We start from the raw sequence: 17,296 nt of genomic DNA, 5'->3' as shown, positions 1-17,296 counted from the left end.
TGATCGTCGGTCAGTTCTCCCGGACAGACCAGAAAACTTTCCAGCATTCCGGCACGGGTGCAAAGACGATGCACACGGGCCTTGCGGGTCAGCTCCGGTATCTGGTGTTCCAGAATTTTCTCCCGGTGCTGGTAGTAGCGCAGCTGCTGTTCTGCTTTGGCTTTCTCGCTGCGGAGATAGGCGAGATCGGTTTTCGGTTGGGTCAATGGCATCACGCTCCTTTTCAAAAGTTGGTTGTATTCGACATTTTTATTGGTTCGTGGTACACTACACACAATCAATGTGAATAGAGGTGACTGCGTTGCTTGCGTTATATCTAAGTGTGCTTGATGATCGAAACTTTGAAGAAGATTTTACCGAGGTGTACAATACATACAAACGGCTGGTTTACCATACCGCTTACAAAATCATGGATGATTCGTATCTGGCAGAGGATGTGCTACAAAAGGTATTTTTGTACGTTGCAAAAAATTTTTCTAAAATTCATCGAGAAAACTGTCACGAACTCGCTGCTTATCTCGTTAGTTGTAGTAGAAGCCGTGCATATGATATGCTTCGCAAACAACGAGAAGAATTGCTGGAAGATGTCCCAAACGAACCAGATGCCGCTCCGGTGCCGGATGATGCAGCAGTTAGCACCGATAACATTGAACGTCTAACAGAACTGATTGGCCAAATGAAACCGATGTACCGTGATCCGCTACGCCTTTTGGCAATGGGATATACAAACCGTGAGATTGCAAAATCGCTGGGATTAACGGATGAAGTGGTACGAACACGGCTCTTTCGAGGACGAAAACTATTATGGAAGGAGATGAACAGCCATGAGTGAGCGGACAGACATTTCATTTGATGCGGCTTTGATGATGGCACTTCGTGCAGATGCGCAAAGAGAACTGGATTCGCTTCCAACGCCAAAGCAGTTTGAGGAAATCTACCCAGATACGTCCCAATGGGACGAACGAATGACAGAGGCCTTAAAGAAGAAAAAGCACCACCCAGTGTTGAAACGAGTACTAATTGCGGCATTGACACTCGTAATGCTGACGGTTGGTGCTCTTGCGGTCAGCGCTGATTTCCGCAGGGCAGTCTATACGATGATTCAAAAATTTCTGCCCATTGAGATGCAGCTGACTTATCAGGTGGATGGCGAACCGCTGGAGTGGCTCCCGGATGGATACAGCGACCATTATGTGCCGAACGGCTTTGAAATGGACGATGTGCAGAAATTTGAGCGAGCAGAAAACTTTTTACATGTTTACTCGTCAAAAGAAACAGAGGAAAGCTACACAGTCCGTTGCTCAATTATCCAGCCAGGGCAGCAGTCCCTGTTTGATAATGAGCATACAGTGTACGAAACCGTAAAGGTCGGAGAAGCAGATGGTGTACTTGGAACCAGTACGGATGAACATGGAAAGAATGTTTATACTCTAAGTTGGGAACATCGGGGGATTACACATACCGTTATGGGAAACATTCCATACGATGAGATTATGAAAATTGCGGAAGGTATCCGTTAAGAAAGCTGGACACTTGTGAGAGTTCACAAATGTCTGGCTTTCTTTTTGTCTGAACTTACAAAGATGGAAAATTTGAAAAATTTTCTCCTGAAAATTGAAACGAAGCGAATGCGAATTGCGTTGATTATACAAAGGCTCTTGATGGGAGCAAAAAAACGGAGGTGTATGTCTATGTCGAAAAAGCGTTTGTTGTCCATTGTTGTTTCAGCGGTGATTCTCTTGAGCTTTGCCTGCACCGCAATGGCCGCTGAAAAGTCTGAACGGTATGTAGGCGATAGTACGGTCAACGGATCTATTTACCAAACATACTATCAGGTTGATGCCCAGACTCGAACTGGAGTAAAGAAAATCAGCGTTTCAGGCGTTCTCTATGAAAAGGGGACAATTGGAACATGGCAAAAAGTAAGTAGCTGCTCAAACAGCAGCACGACCTCAACCTGCATGGTGAGCAGTAGCTTTAACACTAAGCCCGGAAAATCTTATAGGCTTGAGTATTCTGCGACCTTTAGCTATTCCGATGGACGGAGCGAAACCATTACCGGAAGTACCAGTAGATAAGTGGAGTTTGTTATATATTTCAGCAAGTTAGAAAGGTGTGAGGTAATTATAAAGGCGAGACCAACGCGAGTTATCCGATACCTAGCTATAGTCGCACTGTGCTTGCTTTTGGGCTTTATGCTTGGAAGAAAAAGCAAATATGAAAAACGAGATTATTTGAAACAATTCAAAATTGGAAAAGCAACATACTCTGAATCGTTGATATATGAGGCTTATGGCGGATTGCAAAATGATGGGATAATGTTAGCGGTATACTACGATGTGGATGCAGCCAAAATTATTCATCAACTCGATTCATGGGAGAAAATTAATGATTCTCCAACCATATCTTCTATATTAAAAAATGTGTCGTCATATTTTGGATTAGATTTTGTGATTCCTGAAATTGCAAGTGGAAATTTTTTTCTTTATGATAATAGTCAGCATAAGGAACTACGCTCGGAAGCCGAAATGAATACATTGCTTTTACATTCTGAAGATGTGAATTTTAGTCTCGTTGTCTGGGATGATGAGAAGCACACAATTTATATAGTAGAGTACAGAATTTAAGGAGGTTCGTTATGAAGAGGTTCGTATCATTAATTCTTTCAGTGTGTTTTTTGTTTTCGATAAATACTGTGTCTTATGCTGCTAACATAAGCAGCCGTAAAGCTAGCAATCCTGTTATTCAAAGCATGAATGATAAGTATCATGTTGATTTTTCGGGAATGTCGATAGATGAATTAAATAAGTTTATCGATAAGATGAAAGATGAAGATCAAACACGTGCATCTGGAAATTTGTTAAATAATACACAGCTTGCATGGTTGGCAGCTGCGCAAATTGCACGGGATAAGGGATATGAATGTGCGGCTCTTATGGTTGAATTCTCTGTATATAATATTGACTATTCTGAGAGTGTGACGGATTCTTCGACGCCATTGCTTGACAAGTTAAACACGACAACAGTTTTTAATAATTATAAAAAGTACAGTTTACAAGGGACTACACAGGGTAGGTATCTGACGGGAGGGGTTCCACCCGTCAGATTTTCCATGTGATATTCAAGCTGTCGCTTGTGGCGGCTATGGTGGTAATCATCAAATCCACCACCTGCCGCTTGTCGTCAAAGGATACATTCTCCCAAGTGTCGAGGTAGCCGGAAATCTGGCTGACCTGTTCCGGGCTAATGGCTTCCACCGTTAGTTCCGCTATCCTCGCCAGAAGTTCCTGCTTGCGCCCGTCCAGTTCTGCTATCTTCACATTCACATAGGAGAGCAGGACATTGTTTGCACCCGTCAGACTGTCCACCAGCTTTTCAATCTCGCTGTCCACATGGGCAAGCTCCACTTGCAGTGCTGCAATTTTCGGGTTTGCCTTTGCCGCTTTCTTTCTGCCTGTCAGCGTCTTGTAGCTTGCCAGTTTCTTTACCATCTGCTGATAAACAACCGCCTCCAGTTCCGAAGTAATGATTTTCCCGCACCCCGGACAACTCTTGTTATCCAGCCGTTTCGTACAGCGAAGGTATTGCTTGCCGGAGGGATTGAAGATACTCATAAGGGCATACCCGCAATTCCCGCATTTGATTTTTCCCGCCATCCATGTGTTCCGGGCTTTCCTTGCGGGCTGGTAAGTGTGGCTGGCAAGCAGCTTCTTCCGGCATTTCAGCCACAGCTCCGATGGGATAAACCCCTCATGTGGAGCCAGTACCAGCGTCTGTCCTTGCAGGTGCTTGTGCTTGTCCTCTGTATTCCCCTTGCCCTGATAGTAATAGCAGCCGTTTGTCCCGGCAAAGTCGGCGGCATCATTGTAAATATCCGTCCCCTGGCTTTTGTAAAACTCGTATATGTCGAGGTCAGCCATGACATAAATCGGGTTTCGGAGAATAACGCTCAAAGTAGCCCTTGACAGCGGCCTGCCATGATAAGTACGCATACCGTCCGCCGTCAGCTTCTTTGTAATGTCATGCAGCGATACCTGCGGGTCAGCGTACATCTCATACATCTGCCGGACAAAGGCCGCTTCGGTTGGCTCTATTACCAGCTTCTTTGTGCGCACCCCGTCCATCACATAAGGCTCTGTCCGAAACCCGTAGGGCGTTTTGCCGCCCATTTTGAAGCCCCGCTGACAGCGGGAGTACCATGCGTCCTGCACCCGCTTCTGTATCGTTTCCCGTTCAAGCTGGGCGAACACGATACAGATATTCAGCATCGCCCGCCCCATCGGGGTGGAGGTATCAAACTTTTCCGTAGAGGACACAAACTCCACTTCGTACTTTTGGAAGAAGTCCATCATCTTCGCAAAGTCGAGAATGGAACGGCTGATGCGGTCGAGCTTGTAAACCACCACTTTCCGCACAAGGCCGCTTTCAATATCCCGCATAAGCTGTTGGAATTGTGGACGCTCCGTATTTTTCCCGGAATACCCTTTGTCCTTGTACTCTTTGCAGTTCCCGCCTTTCAATTCGTATTTGCAAAACTCAATCTGGCTTTCAATGGAAATGCTGTCCTTTTTGTCTACCGATTGTCTTGCATAGATTGCGTCTATTCGATTGTTCATATTGTCGCTCCTTTTCTTAAAAAAGAAACGGAGCTGCTGACAGTTTCATTATACCGCCAGCAGCTCCGCAAATCAACGATGGCTTTGGAAAACCTTATGCCCCGGCTTCCTCTTTCTGCCGCTTATCGGCATATTTGCGGAACACCTCATAAAGCTGCTGCTCCAGTTCCCGGCGTTTGACCGCTTCCTGTTCCGGCGTGAACACCGGGGAGAGGTTTTCCAGCGTGATTTCCCTGCCTTGAAAAGTCACGACTTCCGTTTCCTTTTTGTATCTGATAGTGGTACTTATAAAATCACCTTTCCTTTCCATGCTGCCGCTGCTGCCGTTTCAGTTCCACCAGTATATCCGGCGGGATACGGTCAACCAGCCGCTGTAAATCGTCCAGTTCGCTTTTCAGCTTTGCCCGTTCCATCGTATCTTTCATCTTGCCTTTTTCGCTGGCTTTGGCTCTGGCTTCCAACTGTTCATTTTCTGCCAAAAGGTCGTTTATTGTGACCTTGTATTTTTTGAGCTGACCGGAGAAATTCTCCATCTGCGGAAACCACTTTTTCAGCAGGGAGAGGGCTTCCTCTTTCTTCTTTCCGGCATTGAATGGGGTAATACCGTCCAGCGTAGCTTCAATGGCTCTTGCCTGTTTGGAGAGATTGACCGCCTGCTTGAACAGACGGGTGGGGATATGCTTCCTGCCTGTCTTGCTGGCACTTTCCCCACGCTCCAAGTCGGGATATTTCTCCACCATATAAGCGTGAAAATCGTCCTGCCATTTTGTGAGGTTGGCTCTGTTCCCTATAATCTCCTTTGCACACAGGCGGTTGTCCTCTGTCAGCGGAACAAAGACCAAATGCAGGTGGGGCATTTTCTCGTCCATGTGTACCACCGCCGACACGATATTTTCTTTCCCTACCCGCCCGATTAAGAAATCAGCCGCCCTCTGGAAAAATTCCTGTATCTCCTTTGGGGACTTCTTCTCGAAAAACTCCGGGCTGGCGGTAATCAGCGTATCCACAAACCGGGTGCTATCCCTGCGGGTGCGGCAGCCAGCCTGTTCAATGCGGCTTTGAATGAAGTGGTAATAGCGTCCCTCCGGCTTGACGATGTAGAAATTGTACTTGCTCCGGCTGGTGTCAATGTCGGGATTGCTGGCGTACTGTTCCTTTTGCCGTTCGTGATGGGCTTCCAGCGGTCTTGCCGGATTGCCCTTGTGCTTTTCAAATCGCAAAATTGCGTGTTGTGCCATGAAACTCCTTTCCCCATTCCGTTCCTTTCCGGGACTTTTCCACAGGAAAATCCCACAGAAAATATCTCAGATAGGAAGGGAATGGATAAGATATAAATAAAATCGTTTTTATCTCTGTATTTCTATATACCGTCTGGTTTTCGTACTTCAAGAGGATTGATTATCGTACTCATCGAGTACGGTTTTCAGCCCTCCGGCGTACCAGAATGGGATTTCTTGAAGTCGGTGTTTGGAACCGCTTCATAGGATTTTGGGTAAATGCGGTTGGGTTTTCCACAGCCCTGCTTCTGGATCTCCACCAGTCCGGCATATTGCAGCTCCCGCAGGGTATTGACCGCTTTCTGTCGCCCACAGTGGAGCAGCTCCACCACCTCGTTGATGGGATAGTAGAGGTAAATCCGCCCGTATTCGTCCGCCCAGCCATTTTTCCGGGATAGGTCTGTTCGGCGCAGGATAAAGGCATACAGTACCTTTGCTTCGTTGGACAGGGGTGTGAATGTGGGGGCTTCAAAAAGGAAATTCGGAAGCCGGGTAAAGCTGACCGCCTTTTCCGGCTGATGGATATAAATGGTGTTTGTCATATCGTGTTTTGTGGACGGTTAGAAGCCTGTTTCCGGGGGCAGACGGTAGTTTCTATTGCCTGCCCCTGTTCTGTGCTTGCAAAGCCTTGTAAATCAAGGACTTTTCAGCCCCTAACTGTCCACACAAGACCTCCTTTTCCGTTCACTTTCTGTTTTCTGCCGCCTGTGAACTCTGGCGGCACAGTCGGGACAGTATTTCGCTCGGTTGGACTTTGGGACAAACACTCTGCCGCAGATCGCACAGCGTTTCAGCTCCTTATCCCGGAAAATCTCCGCTTCCAGCGTTCCGATTTGCGGCAAGACCGACCAGCGGAACCACTTACAGCAGACCGAGAAAGAAATAGTCTGGGGGCAGGTGTGGGTGTCCCCATCGTCAAGGAGCATACAGTTCCCATCCTCATAACAGCAGCACTCCCGGCAGATCAGGGCGTTTGCCTGTTTCCTCTGTGCCGGTGTCATGCGGTAAAGGGAACCGTCCTGCCTGCGCTCTATGGGCGGCAGTCGTTTATATGGGTTCTCTCTCATGTGTTCCCTCCATTTTTCCTTAGCCGTTCTCCCCGAAAAGGCTTCCTGCCCCATTCCTGCGGCGTGTTCCGGCGTTGGCACGCTCCCCGGACTTCGGGACATTTTGTCCCGAAGTGGCTCGTTGCGGTGCTTCCCCTGCCGGGGTATTCCTTTTCGGACGGTTATTCATTTTTCAAGGTGCAGCTCATCGATGAACTACCCTAAGTCTACACCTAAAAGACCGCCCGCCCCGTATATCCATAAGGTCGGAAATCAGCCCGGAAAACTCTTTATTTCCACGCTCTCGGAATTGTGGTAAAATAATAAATACAAGACGATAAATCGGAAGTTGTGAGGTGTTCAAAATGGATAGCATAGTGGAACTTGTCAAGAGAAATGAGCAGCTTCTCCTTGAAAATGCTGAAGCACTAAATGATGAGGAAGTAGAACAGGAAGATATTGACGAGTATCTTAAAATTCAAGGTGCTACAAAAGAAGAATTAAGCGCCTTTGAAAATCAATTTCAAATAAGATTGCCAGAGGATTTTAAAACCGTATATTCATACAAAAACGGCAGCGGCTATATGAGCTTAATTTGGCCGCAGGAGGGATTTTATCGCGGGTATCGCCTACTGTCACTAAAAGAAATAATCAAGTTAAAATCTCTTTTTCAAAATAAAAACTGTAAAATGACAGAGTTTCCAAATGTAATTGGTGAAAAACAACTGCAACAATTAGACGAACGCATAAAGCCATATCTGTTTTGTGAGCGTTGGTTTCCCTTTGCTGAGTATGCCGGTTCTCTTTATCTGATGTTGGACTATAACCCAAGCGAGAAAGGTGAAATCGGTCAAATTATTTGTTATGTGCATGACCCGGATTTTATCTATTATGTCGCTCCGAACATTACCGAAGCACTGAAAATGACGGAAACAGTTATTGAGAATTTAATATAATTTTTCTTTATATGATGTAAGCGATAGCTTCCCATTTATTGGGCAGACAAGGAGGGAGCGCATGGAATTATCCATACAAGAACGACTAAAAGACCTGCGTGTGGAGCGTGGGCTGACGCTGGAGCAGCTTGAAGAACAGGTAAATCTCTCCAAGTCTGCGTTGGGCAGTTATGAAGCAAAGGACTTCAAGGACATCAGCCACTATGCCATTATCAAGCTGGCGAAGTTTTACGGCGTGACCGCCGATTATCTGCTGGGACTGTCCCAAACAAGAAATCACCCAAACGCCGATCTTGCAGACCTGCGTTTGAGCGATGATATGATTGAACTATTGAAAAGTGGGCGGGTGGATAATTCCCTCTTGTGTGAGCTGGCGGCACACCCGGATTTCCCCCGGCTCATGGCTGACCTTGAAATCTATGTAAACGGTATCGCTGGCAAACAGGTGCAGAGTGCAAACGCCATTGTAGACGCTGTGAGCACAACCATTATGAAGCAGCACAATCCCGGCTTGTCTGACCCGCAGTTAAGACAGCTTATCGCCGCCCATATTGATGATGACAGCTTTTGCCGCTATGTGATACAGCAGGACATAAACAAGATAGCTCTTGACCTGCGGGAAGCGCATAAGGACGATTTTTTCAGCGTCCCGGAGGACAATCCTCTGGAAGATTTTTTGCAGACCGCCGAGGAAACCGCCAGCCCAGACAGCGATCCGGAGCAAGCAGCTTTGGCGTTTATCTGTAAGCGGCTCAAATTGAATTTGAAGAAGCTGTCCGAAGAAGAAAAGAAGTGGCTGAAAAAGATTGCACAGAAGTCGGACTTGCTGAAAAATCCAACCCCACAGCGAGGGAGAAAGTAATAAATATGAAATTACAGAATGGAGGAAATCAAAAACATGAATTTCTTTAAGAAAAAGAACTCGCAGACAAATAGTAAGCTAACAAAGCCGGATATTGAAAAACTTTTACAAGAAGCATATCAAGCTAATCCTAAGTGTTACGAAAAAGAAGATGGTACACTTTTGATAGGGCTTGCGCTTACAGAAGATACCGATTCTCTTTTCCCAATCGTGCCGGAGGAGCAGTGGGCAATAGAGGGCAAGACAATTAGCGAATGGATTATTACAATGGTTAGCCTTACAAATCCACAAGGTGGAATTATCGGGCAAATGGAATACCACGAAGCCATAAAACGACTTGAACCATTTATTCTTATGAAAAAAGATAATTGGGCACTTATTAGAGCAATGACCCATGAAGAATTAGACAGTCTATTTGGAAATCTTCCTCGTAAATTATATTGATTACATACAGATTAGGAACGGATAGCAAAGCCAGCCGTGTCAGTCAACGGTCAAGATGAACGGCGCATAAATGCGCCGCCGTTGACAGCCTCGCCCGTCTTTGCTGATGGGTAATCAAGGCGGGAAAGCCCTAAAATGGCTTTCCCGCCCATTCCGATTTTGAGAAGAAAGTCCGTCCGCTTTTTCGTGGGTGTGGCTATCCGGCTGGGACACTTTGTCCTATAGTCCGGCATAGGACGAGGGACGGGGCTTTCATATACGCCCTGTCTGCTGCTGAAACCAGTCCTGCGCTTGCGGCTCCACGCCACGCAATCACAGCCCTGTTTTCCTGCCGCTTCAAATGCCCTTGCCCTCCCCGGCGGCAACGGTATTTTCACGGCAACGCCGACAGAGCGTATAACACACTACACTTTGCTACGCAAAGTCGTGTGCCAAGGGGCAAGCCCCTTTGGAAACCCCTGACAACAAAACAGGCTGAATATCCCGCACTTTCCCGGTGCTTGATACTCAGCCTTTACTTGTTGTCAGCAGCCCCCGTTTCTCGGTCTGCCTTTTGTGTCCTTGTCCATAATGTTTCCGTGTACATTCCCACTTGCAGGTAGTTTCGCCCTAACCTCGACATATCCTTTACGATAACTGTCCCGACTTTTCCGGCTTCAATGTCCGCAAGCATGGCTTGAAAACCGGGTCTTTGAAAGTTCGCACCAGAATAACCGTCGTCCGTGTACCAGCGCAGATTGGAAAAGCCGTTCTGCTTTGCATAGGTTTCAAGGATACGCTTCTGATTGGAAATGGAATTGCTTTCGCCTTGCAGCTCGTCCTCATGGGATAGTCTTGGGTAAAGGGCGGTAATTGGTTGTTGGTTGGTCTGTCTTAACATAAAATCCTCCGTTTCCGACAGCCAGCCCCACTATTCCGTACCTTGATTGTACCACATGGGGCGGCTGTCTGTATAGCGGCAAAAGCGTCAAATCTGCTTCTTTATGGTCGGTCAAATCGCCGTTTTTTGTGTAGCAGCTTCCGCTTCCAGCACTTTCATCATCTTGTCGGCTGCGGTGTCGGTTGCGCCCTGCTTGAAGAAGCCGGAAACGGTAAGGACGGAGTTGCCCATGCGGATTTCCGTCACACAGTCCGGGCGGCGGTCTGTTTTGGTGGTGCTTGTCTGTTTCGTTTCTGTCATAGGCTCTCCTTTCGCTGCTTCATCAGTTGCTTTAAGCGTTCCAGCTTTTCCTGTGCGGTTTCCTTTCGGAAGTTGCTGCCCGTGAAGCGGACGGGGGCGCACATGGAAGTCAGCCTGTCATAGATACGGGCGTGGGGCGTGTCCTGCGGGTGCTGCAATTCCTCCAGCGTGAGGTTGGTCGTGGCGATCAGCGGCTTGCCGCTTCGGTAACGGCTGTCAATCACGCTGTAAACCTGTTCCAGCCCGTATTCTGTCCCTCGCTCCATACCAAAATCATCAAGTATCAGCAGGGGGTAGCTGCAAAGGCGGGAAATATATTCGTTCCTGCCCTCAAAGCTGGCGGCAAGGTCACCCAGTATCGTTGCAAAGTTTGTCATGCACACCGGGACTTCCTGCTCCATAAGGGCGTTGGCGATACAGGCGGCAAGGTAGCTTTTTCCCGTCCCCACGCCTCCCCAAAACAGGTAGCCGATATTTTCAGCCTGCATGGTTTCCCAGCTCTCCACATAAAAGCGGGCGGTTTCGGTCTGTGGGTTTCTGCCGTTGTCATGCTCAAATGTCCAGTTCCGCATAGCAGGGTCAGTAAAGCCCCGGCGTTTCAAGTCCTCCACTTTTTCAAGGTGCTTCTGTCGGCTTTCGGCGGCTTGCTGCTTTTCACGGGCTGCCCGCTGGCAGTCGCAGTCTGTTGGGTGGCGGTCACGCCCGAAACAAGTCTTTCCCTCTGCAAAATAGGCTTCTTTGGGCGTATGGCACTTACCGCAGTATAAAAGCCCGTCCTCGCCTGTGTAATCCTCCGCTTCGGTGGTAGTGGTTGTAATGTCCGTAATCATAGCTTCAATCTCGTTTTTCATAAGCTCTCGCCCTCCTTGCATGAATAATCGGGTATGCCCTGTTTCGGGGCAGCCTTGCCTTTGGCAGCGTCCTCCTGCGCCCACTTGTAAATGGTGGCTGCATGGCTGTGGTACTGCTTCCCGGTGGAAGCGATATGGCAGGAAAGCCGGTCAAGGTAATACTCCCACTTGTCGGGCAGCTCTGTTTTCAGCCCGGAAAGCTCTGTATCGGTCAGTATCACATTGTTGTATCTGCCATAAGCAGCGGGGGCGGGGTGTCCCGTTTCTCCCTCTCTCTCTTTTTCTATCTCTATCTCTTTCTCTAACTCTATCTCTATCTCTGGTGGACGAATGTCGGACAAATGTCCGCCTTTTGTCCGGGGCGGTAAAAGTGCCTTGTTTTCCAGCCTTGCAGCCCGTTTCCTCTCGGCTTCGGTAGAGGACTGTCCTATCATCAGCTCAATATCGGTCATATAAAAAGCCCCGCTGTCAAGCTGCTCCACAAGCCCCAACTGCCGGAAAATCTCTAAAGCCCTCTCAACCGTCCCTATCTGGTGGCGGGTCAGTGTCGCTATCATCTGCGCTGTGTAGGGGATATGCTCGTCAAGCTGCAATTTCCCGCCGTTTTTCAGCGATTTTAAGTACAGCTTCAAGAGGATATTGGAGTATAAAATCCCGTCTTTCATATCTTCCAGCAGCACAATGGAGTCGCTGTCAAAAAAGTTCTCTTTCAGCTTGAGGTAGTAATACTTGCGGTTATCTGCCATTGTCCCTGTCCTCCTTTTTCCGGCGTTTGGAGTAGTAGTGGGGGCAGAGTATGATAACCGCCCGGAAGCTCTGCTTGCAGCTATGGGTACAGCCCCGGCAGAGGTCGTTGTATGTGATACGGTCGCAGGTGGTATTCCCGACTTTTACTTGTCGCAGGAAAAAAGACCATTCCAGCCGCCGTTTCTTGCTCATTCTTGGCATGGGTGCGCTCCTTTCTGCCGTTTCCGCTGGTGTGGCGGTATCGGCGGTAATTTTGTATCATCTCGGTATCATTTTCGGGGTTTTTCTGCCCTGTAAGCCCGTTAAAAAATCCTTTGGTATTGCGGATAGGGTGCGGGGCAGCCCCCTTGTTCTGTATGGGTTCGGGTACATTTTGGGGCGGTTTTTATCGTTCCTGTTCCTGCCTTTTCACAGGCTTGCGCTCCCGGTGTAAAATCTGGTCGATATTGCCCTTGACGGTCTGTAAGCGGCGGTATTCCTCCCGTTTTGCCCGGTAATCGTTGTAGCCGCTGTTTTTCTCTTGGATAAGGGTTTCAATCTCTGCTTGCAGGGCTTTATAGCTCGGCAGCTTGGAAATGCCGTTCTCCCTGAAATAGCGGGCGGCTGCGTCTGCTATGATAAAGTCGCTTTCGTGCTTCTGTCGGTAGGCTGCTTTTGCTTTGGCGTTTTTCTGCTGTTTCAGCCCGTCCCGGACAGGGCGGGTCTTGGAATAGGCAAGCACCTGCCGTTGCAGCTCCTTTTTCCCGTCCAGCGTCTTTTCCACCTGCTTCAGCTCCGTAAGGCTTTCCCGCATGGCGGTATAGGCGGCAGAACGGGCTTCGTCCAGTTCCTCCGGGGAAGAAAAGCCGTACTGCTGATAGGCGGTAACGGTAGCTGCCATTTGCTTTAGATTGTGTTTTGCCGCCCAACGGTCATAGCCCACGCCCTTGCCCTCGGCTCGCTTTGCTTCCCGGTCAACCATGCGCTGCAAGGTGTTGTCTGCCGGGGTGGTTTTTGTGGTTTTTTCCCCTTGTGACGGCTTTTTAACTGCGGCAGGGTATTCGGGTATGGCTGTGGTCTGTTCGGCAGCTCTGCGGGCGTTCTGCGTGAGCAGGGCAAGGACAGCAGCCTTGTCAAAATCGTCCCCCAGCTTCCGGGCTGTGATAGGCTTTGTCCTGTCCGGCGTGAGGTAGGAAAGCCGCCCCCGGCTCTCCTTGACGGTCACGCCCTCCCGCAGCAAAAGGGAAGAAAACTCGTCAAAGCTGGTAGCTTGGGAAAGTGCCTGCCGTATCGTCCGGCGCAGCTTCGCCTTGTCCGTTTCAAACTTGGTGGGCTTGGTCGTCTGTCCGGCGGCTTCTCTGGCGGCGTTCTCTTTATCAAGGGCAAGCTGCCCTTTCTTTGCCGCCCAGTATTCCCGTTCTGTTATCCGTTCCTTACTGCCGTTCAAGAGGTCGATTTGGTAAAGCCCCTCCCGGTGGCACATCTCCATGACTTCGCTCTTGAAATATTCCATAGCGGCGTTGGTACAGCGGTGCTTGCAGCCCTCCCTTGTGTCGGCTGGTCTGTCCATGTAGGGCAGAAGCGGGACTTCATAAATCCGCAGGGAGTTGATGACGATATGCACATGGATATTCCCGCTGTGGTTATGCCCATCCGGGTGGGTGCAGACTAAGGCTTGGTGTCCGGGGAAATGTTCTTTGCAGAACTGCTCGCCCAGCTCCTGCGCCCGGTCTACGGTCAAGGCGTTGTCTGTCCCGTCCCGTGGGTCAAAACTGATGATATAGTGGTGGCTTTTCACATCTTCCCGTTTTTGGTTTTTCTCATAGCGGAGATTGGCTCGCATACAGGCAACAGCGAAATCCCCGCCCCCGCAGTTAAGGGAAGAAATGCGGTAATCCTCCCTCGGTATCAGCCGCCCGTTTTCATCAAGGGTGGGCTTCATGGTAAACTCGTCATGCTCAAATGTGAGGTAGGCTTCCGCTGCGCCATAGTCGGCATTTTTAGAGCTGATATGTTTGAATGTTGCCAACAGCGTCACCCACTTTCTGCAAGACTTCAAACTTTAGGGCAGCAAGGTCGGAAATGGCGGCTCGCACTTCAACGGACAGCGTATTGTAGGGCGTTCCGTATTCGTTGAGGGCACGGGCGATCTGATTAAGGTTGCCGCCGATTTTTCCGTATTCGGCTATCAACTTTCCAACAGCGGACAGCAGTTCATCATTGACCGGGGAAACGGTAACGATGGGGCGAATGGTCGCCCGTGTAATGGCTTGCCGGATAAATTCGGATTGGCTCATGTCATAGTGTTTCAGCCGCTCGGTAAAGTCGGCGTATTCTTCCTCGGTCATGCGGGTTTTGACCACATGGCAGCGGTGGGGTGTGTTGTATTTTTTCTTCAAGCGTTGACCTCCTTTCTCGCCCGACAGGGCGCATGAGCAGGGTTTGGGGAAGGCACTCCCCAACAAGATTTACCAAAGGGGGCAAAACCGCAGATATGCGGATTTTGGCACCGTGGTAGAATCTTGCTCTAAAAAACTACCGCTTTCCTCGGCGGCTCTGGTTTGCGGATATACTGGCTTGCTCCACCAATATAGCGATTGCGGCGGCGTGTTCTGCCCGCTGTTCACCACTACAACGGTGAAAAGGGGGCGTTTTGGCAAACGCACGGAAAATTTTTTGTTTTCCCTGTCTGCTCCCTACAACAATCCGGCGGTGTGGTTTGCCAAAGATTTTTGAAAATGGGCGCAAAAAAAGCAGTAAACCTTTTCAAGATTTACTGCTTATCTGCCGCTGTGATGGGCGGCGGTATTAAATTGTCAGCCGTTTTTCAAATGGAATTTATCTGCAATCGCTTTCTTTCTGCTTTCCAATTCCTTTTCTGTAATCTTCCATAATCCTAACGCAATGATCTGCTATCTTTTGCATTCCGAGTTCTTCAAAAAAGGAAATTTGTATTTTCATCAGTTCTTCACAAACAGTCAACTTCTGCTCATCCATATTGCTAATAGCAAGCCATGGGAACGCTTTATATTTCTTAGTGTCCCCAATGAGAAAATTGTACCCTATCAACTCATTTTCACGGAAAACGAAATAGAATTGTGGGCCTGAACCTGGAACTGACTTTTCCATAATTTGCTGCATTGTTTTCACGCCGCCGTATGCCGGAAAAAAACCTATTCGCTCAAGAGCATTTAATATGTCAATCCTTTTATCTGTGGGTATGTCTCTATAATTGATAATCTGTTCCATTTGCTCTACCCTCATTGAAGTTTAATTTGTCAGGCTCTAATTATACAACTTTTCTGTTTAGCGGTCAAAGCGGAACTTCAACAGGCTTTCTATCAGTTGCCTGACGATATGCTCCTGCATATCCGTGTTAATCTGTCCGTCCATTTTCGCACAAGAGCGGATATATCCGGCATAATGAGATAGAACGGCGGCAACAGCTTCCGGGTCGCCCTCGCTTGCCTTAACGATTGTCTCATAGGGAAGTAGCTGGTTCATAGGACAAGCCCTCCAACTCTGCCCGTAGCCGCCGTAAAATCATCTGAATACGCCGCCCGGTTGTGTTGCCAGCCCGTCCATATCTCCGTCCAATCTCCCTATGCGTCAATCGTTGGAAGTAGTACAGGAAAATGATTTCCTGTTCCATCTGTGATAGTGCGGACAGCGCTGCGGCAAGCTCTGGACTTTCCAAAAGCACCATCTGACCACAGACGAAAAGCGGATAGCTGGTCATGCCGGATTGCTCCGCAAAGTATTTATCTGTGGTACTGAATGGATAGTGTTTTTCTTCTATCAGATATTCAAGCGAGATTTCCCGCTTGCGGCGGCTGCGTATGCTCCGGGCTGCGTCTATGGCAGCGTGGCGAATAACGGTCTTGCAAAAGGCATCGTGTGTATGCCGGATATGTTCTTGATACTTTTCGTGTTCGGTCATGGAAAATCCCCCCTTTCTGAATAATGGCAGAGGGCGGCAGCATTTTATGCTGTCGCCCTCTTGATTACCGAACAGCAAAGACGGGCGGGGCTGTCAACGGCGGCGCATTTGCGCCGTTCATCTTGACCGTTGACAGGCTCGGCTGGATTTGCTATTTATTTCCTCACCATTCCTGTGTCTTGGCTTCCTTTCGGATTTTCATTATCTGTATTTGATATATACTGCCAGGAATTACAGAAACCAACGCAAAAATACCAAAGATTATAGATTGCTTTGTAACTGCGAATAGTGCAAACATGAGCAGTAGAAATAGCCACGGATTACGTAAGTTGCGATAATATTTTTCTTTATCGTCATAAGAGGTATGGAGTTCAAAAGGCTTTCCATCATTTGCTTTTTCCACAATCAAGATTTCTCGATTAAAAGTTGTTGTGTTTGTCGCAATACGACCGCCCCTTTCTGCCCATGGGCGCCAACGAACTTTTCCAACAGAATAGTTTAGATTGATATTTTTAAAAAACACCTTATATCCCATATCCTCCAAAAAATTAGCATAATCTATTGAACTCTCTTTTGATTTTTCTCCGATAAACTCTACACAATAGGTCACTTCATCGGGCTTGCATTTTTCAAATTCGTATAACAGTTTTCCTGTCCGAACAAGTCGATAACCCTTTTCAGACATTTTGTTTAGCCATTTTTCCTGCGTATTTAGCAATCCGCCAAAAAAGCGATAACATTTTTTACTCATACTGCACCTCCAATAATTTCACTTGCAATGCTTACAAGTTCATTTAGTCTTGCAAGCTCTTTTTCTGCAATTTCTTTTCCCTGTGCTGTAATGTGGTATTCTTTTTTTCTTCCCTCACTATCTCCATAAGGTTCAATCCACTTCTTGTCCTGCAAAGAGTTTAATGCTCCATATAAAGTGCCTGCGCCTAACGAAAGCCGCCCGCCCGTTTTTTCTTCAACAAACTGCATAACGGCGTATCCGTGTTTTGGTGTATAAAGAGAGAGTAAAATATAAAAGGTCACTTCTGTAAGTGCGCCACTTTTTGCATTGTCTCTCATAGTCCAGCCTCCTTATTACGATTACTGTAATAAATATATCACTAACCGTAATATAAGTCAAGCAGATTCAAGGAAATTATTTAAGGGGCATGAAAATGGAGCAGCAACATTTTCGTGTTACTGCTCCACTTTGATACAGAATAGTAGGGTACGCTGTTCTCAATTTGTGTTGTTGCTTCTTTACCGTATATGAGCATTGGAGCCGGGGTTGTCGTTACCGTAACCTTCCAGCAGGTTGATGGCACCCCAAACGCCGAGACCGGCACCCAGAGCGACAACCAGAGTCTGAAGAACTTCGATAGCAGAGTTAAAGAATTCCATAGTCGT

At 47.9% G+C, this 17,296-nt stretch carries 25 protein-coding genes and 3 pseudogenes; 9 read left to right on the top strand and 19 right to left on the bottom strand.

Annotated features, from left to right (window positions below; translation table 11 throughout):
- Positions 1-206: DUF3847 domain-containing protein (locus tag AAAU26_RS02995; RefSeq protein ID WP_431834270.1), on the bottom strand; the 206-nt coding region annotated here is incomplete at its 3' end.
- Between the two features lie 86 nt (positions 207-292).
- On the opposite strand from AAAU26_RS02995, the gene AAAU26_RS02990 reads away from it, so the two are divergent.
- From AAAU26_RS02990 to AAAU26_RS02970, 5 genes are all read left to right on the top strand, one after another.
- A complete protein-coding gene (locus AAAU26_RS02990; protein WP_227619380.1) occupies positions 293-832 on the top strand; it encodes an RNA polymerase sigma factor in 540 nt (179 codons plus the stop codon).
- Positions 825-1,520 carry a DUF4367 domain-containing protein gene (locus AAAU26_RS02985; protein ID WP_005924698.1) on the top strand — a complete coding sequence of 232 codons (696 nt, stop codon included), beginning with the start codon at positions 825-827 and terminating at the stop codon, positions 1,518-1,520. The genes AAAU26_RS02990 and AAAU26_RS02985 overlap by 8 nt, the downstream gene beginning before the upstream one ends.
- 171 nt (positions 1,521-1,691) lie before the next feature.
- Complete coding sequence (locus AAAU26_RS02980; RefSeq protein WP_223383317.1) at positions 1,692-2,078, top strand: hypothetical protein; 387 nt, start codon at positions 1,692-1,694, stop codon at positions 2,076-2,078.
- Between the two features lie 156 nt (positions 2,079-2,234).
- Positions 2,235-2,627, top strand: coding sequence for a hypothetical protein (locus tag AAAU26_RS02975; protein WP_223383318.1), 393 nt, complete (start codon positions 2,235-2,237; stop codon positions 2,625-2,627).
- An 11-nt stretch (positions 2,628-2,638) separates the two neighbouring features.
- The gene (locus AAAU26_RS02970) at positions 2,639-3,118 is read left to right on the top strand and encodes a hypothetical protein (RefSeq protein ID WP_227619381.1); all 480 of its coding nucleotides are present in this window, start codon (positions 2,639-2,641) and stop codon (positions 3,116-3,118) included.
- On the opposite strand, the gene AAAU26_RS02965 is transcribed toward AAAU26_RS02970, so the two are convergent.
- From AAAU26_RS02965 to AAAU26_RS02945, 5 genes are all read right to left on the bottom strand, one after another.
- Positions 3,102-4,616 carry a recombinase family protein gene (locus AAAU26_RS02965; RefSeq protein WP_227619382.1) on the bottom strand — a complete coding sequence of 505 codons (1,515 nt, stop codon included), beginning with the start codon at positions 4,614-4,616 and terminating at the stop codon, positions 3,102-3,104. The two genes, AAAU26_RS02970 and AAAU26_RS02965, sit on opposite strands and share 17 nt — an antisense overlap.
- Before the next feature lie 94 nt (positions 4,617-4,710).
- Entirely contained in the window at positions 4,711-4,926 is a 216-nt protein-coding gene (locus tag AAAU26_RS02960) for a hypothetical protein (protein WP_024738636.1), read from the bottom strand.
- A complete protein-coding gene (gene mobV / locus AAAU26_RS02955) occupies positions 4,910-5,854 on the bottom strand; it encodes a MobV family relaxase (protein WP_227619383.1) in 945 nt (314 codons plus the stop codon). Before mobV ends, AAAU26_RS02960 begins: the two co-directional genes overlap by 17 nt.
- Before the next feature lie 185 nt (positions 5,855-6,039).
- Complete coding sequence (locus AAAU26_RS02950; protein WP_015521724.1) at positions 6,040-6,435, bottom strand: replication initiator protein A; 396 nt, start codon at positions 6,433-6,435, stop codon at positions 6,040-6,042.
- A 111-nt stretch (positions 6,436-6,546) separates the two neighbouring features.
- A complete protein-coding gene (locus AAAU26_RS02945) occupies positions 6,547-6,960 on the bottom strand; it encodes a cysteine-rich VLP domain-containing protein (RefSeq protein ID WP_147601179.1) in 414 nt (137 codons plus the stop codon).
- A 344-nt stretch (positions 6,961-7,304) separates the two neighbouring features.
- Between AAAU26_RS02945 and AAAU26_RS02940 the strand changes: the two genes are divergently transcribed.
- The 3 genes from AAAU26_RS02940 to AAAU26_RS02930 all read left to right on the top strand — a co-directional run bounded on the left by AAAU26_RS02940 (position 7,305) and on the right by AAAU26_RS02930 (position 9,201).
- Entirely contained in the window at positions 7,305-7,895 is a 591-nt protein-coding gene (locus AAAU26_RS02940) for an SMI1/KNR4 family protein (protein ID WP_033117768.1), read from the top strand.
- A gap of 61 nt (positions 7,896-7,956) precedes the next feature.
- A complete protein-coding gene (locus AAAU26_RS02935) occupies positions 7,957-8,757 on the top strand; it encodes a helix-turn-helix domain-containing protein (RefSeq protein ID WP_195325533.1) in 801 nt (266 codons plus the stop codon).
- 36 nt (positions 8,758-8,793) lie between these two features.
- Positions 8,794-9,201: a DUF4299 family protein gene (locus AAAU26_RS02930; protein WP_044928407.1), complete on the top strand. Its 408-nt coding sequence runs from the start codon at positions 8,794-8,796 to the stop codon at positions 9,199-9,201.
- 565 nt (positions 9,202-9,766) lie between these two features.
- Here AAAU26_RS02930 and AAAU26_RS02925 read toward each other — a convergent pair.
- The 7 genes and pseudogenes from AAAU26_RS02925 to AAAU26_RS02895 all read right to left on the bottom strand — a co-directional run.
- Positions 9,767-10,081, bottom strand: a pseudogene (locus AAAU26_RS02925) (recombinase family protein); the annotation flags it as partial.
- Between the two features lie 111 nt (positions 10,082-10,192).
- The gene (locus tag AAAU26_RS02920) at positions 10,193-10,381 is read right to left on the bottom strand and encodes a transposon-encoded TnpW family protein (protein WP_002569233.1); all 189 of its coding nucleotides are present in this window, start codon (positions 10,379-10,381) and stop codon (positions 10,193-10,195) included.
- Positions 10,378-11,232, bottom strand: a complete 855-nt coding sequence (locus tag AAAU26_RS02915; protein ID WP_009255551.1) for an ATP-binding protein — start codon at positions 11,230-11,232, stop codon at positions 10,378-10,380. The genes AAAU26_RS02920 and AAAU26_RS02915 overlap by 4 nt, the downstream gene beginning before the upstream one ends.
- Positions 11,229-11,978 carry a phage replisome organizer N-terminal domain-containing protein gene (locus AAAU26_RS02910; protein WP_006555734.1) on the bottom strand — a complete coding sequence of 250 codons (750 nt, stop codon included), beginning with the start codon at positions 11,976-11,978 and terminating at the stop codon, positions 11,229-11,231. The genes AAAU26_RS02915 and AAAU26_RS02910 overlap by 4 nt, the downstream gene beginning before the upstream one ends.
- Positions 11,968-12,180 carry a hypothetical protein gene (locus tag AAAU26_RS02905; RefSeq protein ID WP_058966390.1) on the bottom strand — a complete coding sequence of 71 codons (213 nt, stop codon included), beginning with the start codon at positions 12,178-12,180 and terminating at the stop codon, positions 11,968-11,970. The genes AAAU26_RS02910 and AAAU26_RS02905 overlap by 11 nt, the downstream gene beginning before the upstream one ends.
- 184 nt (positions 12,181-12,364) lie before the next feature.
- Entirely contained in the window at positions 12,365-13,987 is a 1,623-nt protein-coding gene (locus AAAU26_RS02900; protein WP_227619384.1) for a relaxase/mobilization nuclease domain-containing protein, read from the bottom strand.
- Positions 13,959-14,357: a plasmid mobilization protein gene (locus AAAU26_RS02895; RefSeq protein ID WP_227619385.1), complete on the bottom strand. Its 399-nt coding sequence runs from the start codon at positions 14,355-14,357 to the stop codon at positions 13,959-13,961. The genes AAAU26_RS02900 and AAAU26_RS02895 overlap by 29 nt, the downstream gene beginning before the upstream one ends.
- Positions 14,358-14,400: 43 nt before the next feature.
- Here AAAU26_RS02895 and AAAU26_RS02890 point away from each other — a divergent pair, with 43 nt between their 5' ends.
- Entirely contained in the window at positions 14,401-14,694 is a 294-nt protein-coding gene (locus AAAU26_RS02890; RefSeq protein ID WP_173016138.1) for a hypothetical protein, read from the top strand.
- A 102-nt stretch (positions 14,695-14,796) separates the two neighbouring features.
- On the opposite strand, the gene AAAU26_RS02885 is transcribed toward AAAU26_RS02890, so the two are convergent.
- The 6 genes and pseudogenes from AAAU26_RS02885 to AAAU26_RS02860 all read right to left on the bottom strand — a co-directional run.
- Positions 14,797-15,222, bottom strand: a complete 426-nt coding sequence (locus AAAU26_RS02885) for a hypothetical protein (protein ID WP_129873547.1) — start codon at positions 15,220-15,222, stop codon at positions 14,797-14,799.
- 42 nt (positions 15,223-15,264) lie between these two features.
- Complete coding sequence (locus tag AAAU26_RS02880; protein WP_008818017.1) at positions 15,265-15,462, bottom strand: helix-turn-helix domain-containing protein; 198 nt, start codon at positions 15,460-15,462, stop codon at positions 15,265-15,267.
- Positions 15,440-15,941: pseudogene (locus tag AAAU26_RS02875) on the bottom strand (RNA polymerase sigma factor). The gene AAAU26_RS02880 and the pseudogene AAAU26_RS02875 overlap by 23 nt, the downstream one beginning before the upstream one ends.
- Positions 15,942-16,061: 120 nt before the next feature.
- Complete coding sequence (locus tag AAAU26_RS02870; protein ID WP_005927795.1) at positions 16,062-16,649, bottom strand: DUF2812 domain-containing protein; 588 nt, start codon at positions 16,647-16,649, stop codon at positions 16,062-16,064.
- Entirely contained in the window at positions 16,646-16,969 is a 324-nt protein-coding gene (locus AAAU26_RS02865; RefSeq protein ID WP_005927798.1) for a PadR family transcriptional regulator, read from the bottom strand. The genes AAAU26_RS02870 and AAAU26_RS02865 overlap by 4 nt, the downstream gene beginning before the upstream one ends.
- A gap of 192 nt (positions 16,970-17,161) precedes the next feature.
- Positions 17,162-17,290, bottom strand: a pseudogene (locus AAAU26_RS02860) (Maff2 family mobile element protein); the annotation flags it as partial.
- Positions 17,291-17,296 lie beyond the last annotated feature (6 nt).

The sequence above is a fragment of the Faecalibacterium longum genome (assembly GCF_040094125.1).
In the GTDB taxonomy this organism is placed as follows: domain Bacteria; phylum Bacillota; class Clostridia; order Oscillospirales; family Ruminococcaceae; genus Faecalibacterium; species Faecalibacterium longum.
Note: the sequence above shows the minus strand (reverse complement) of the source record. Positions and strands in the feature narration are given on the sequence as shown.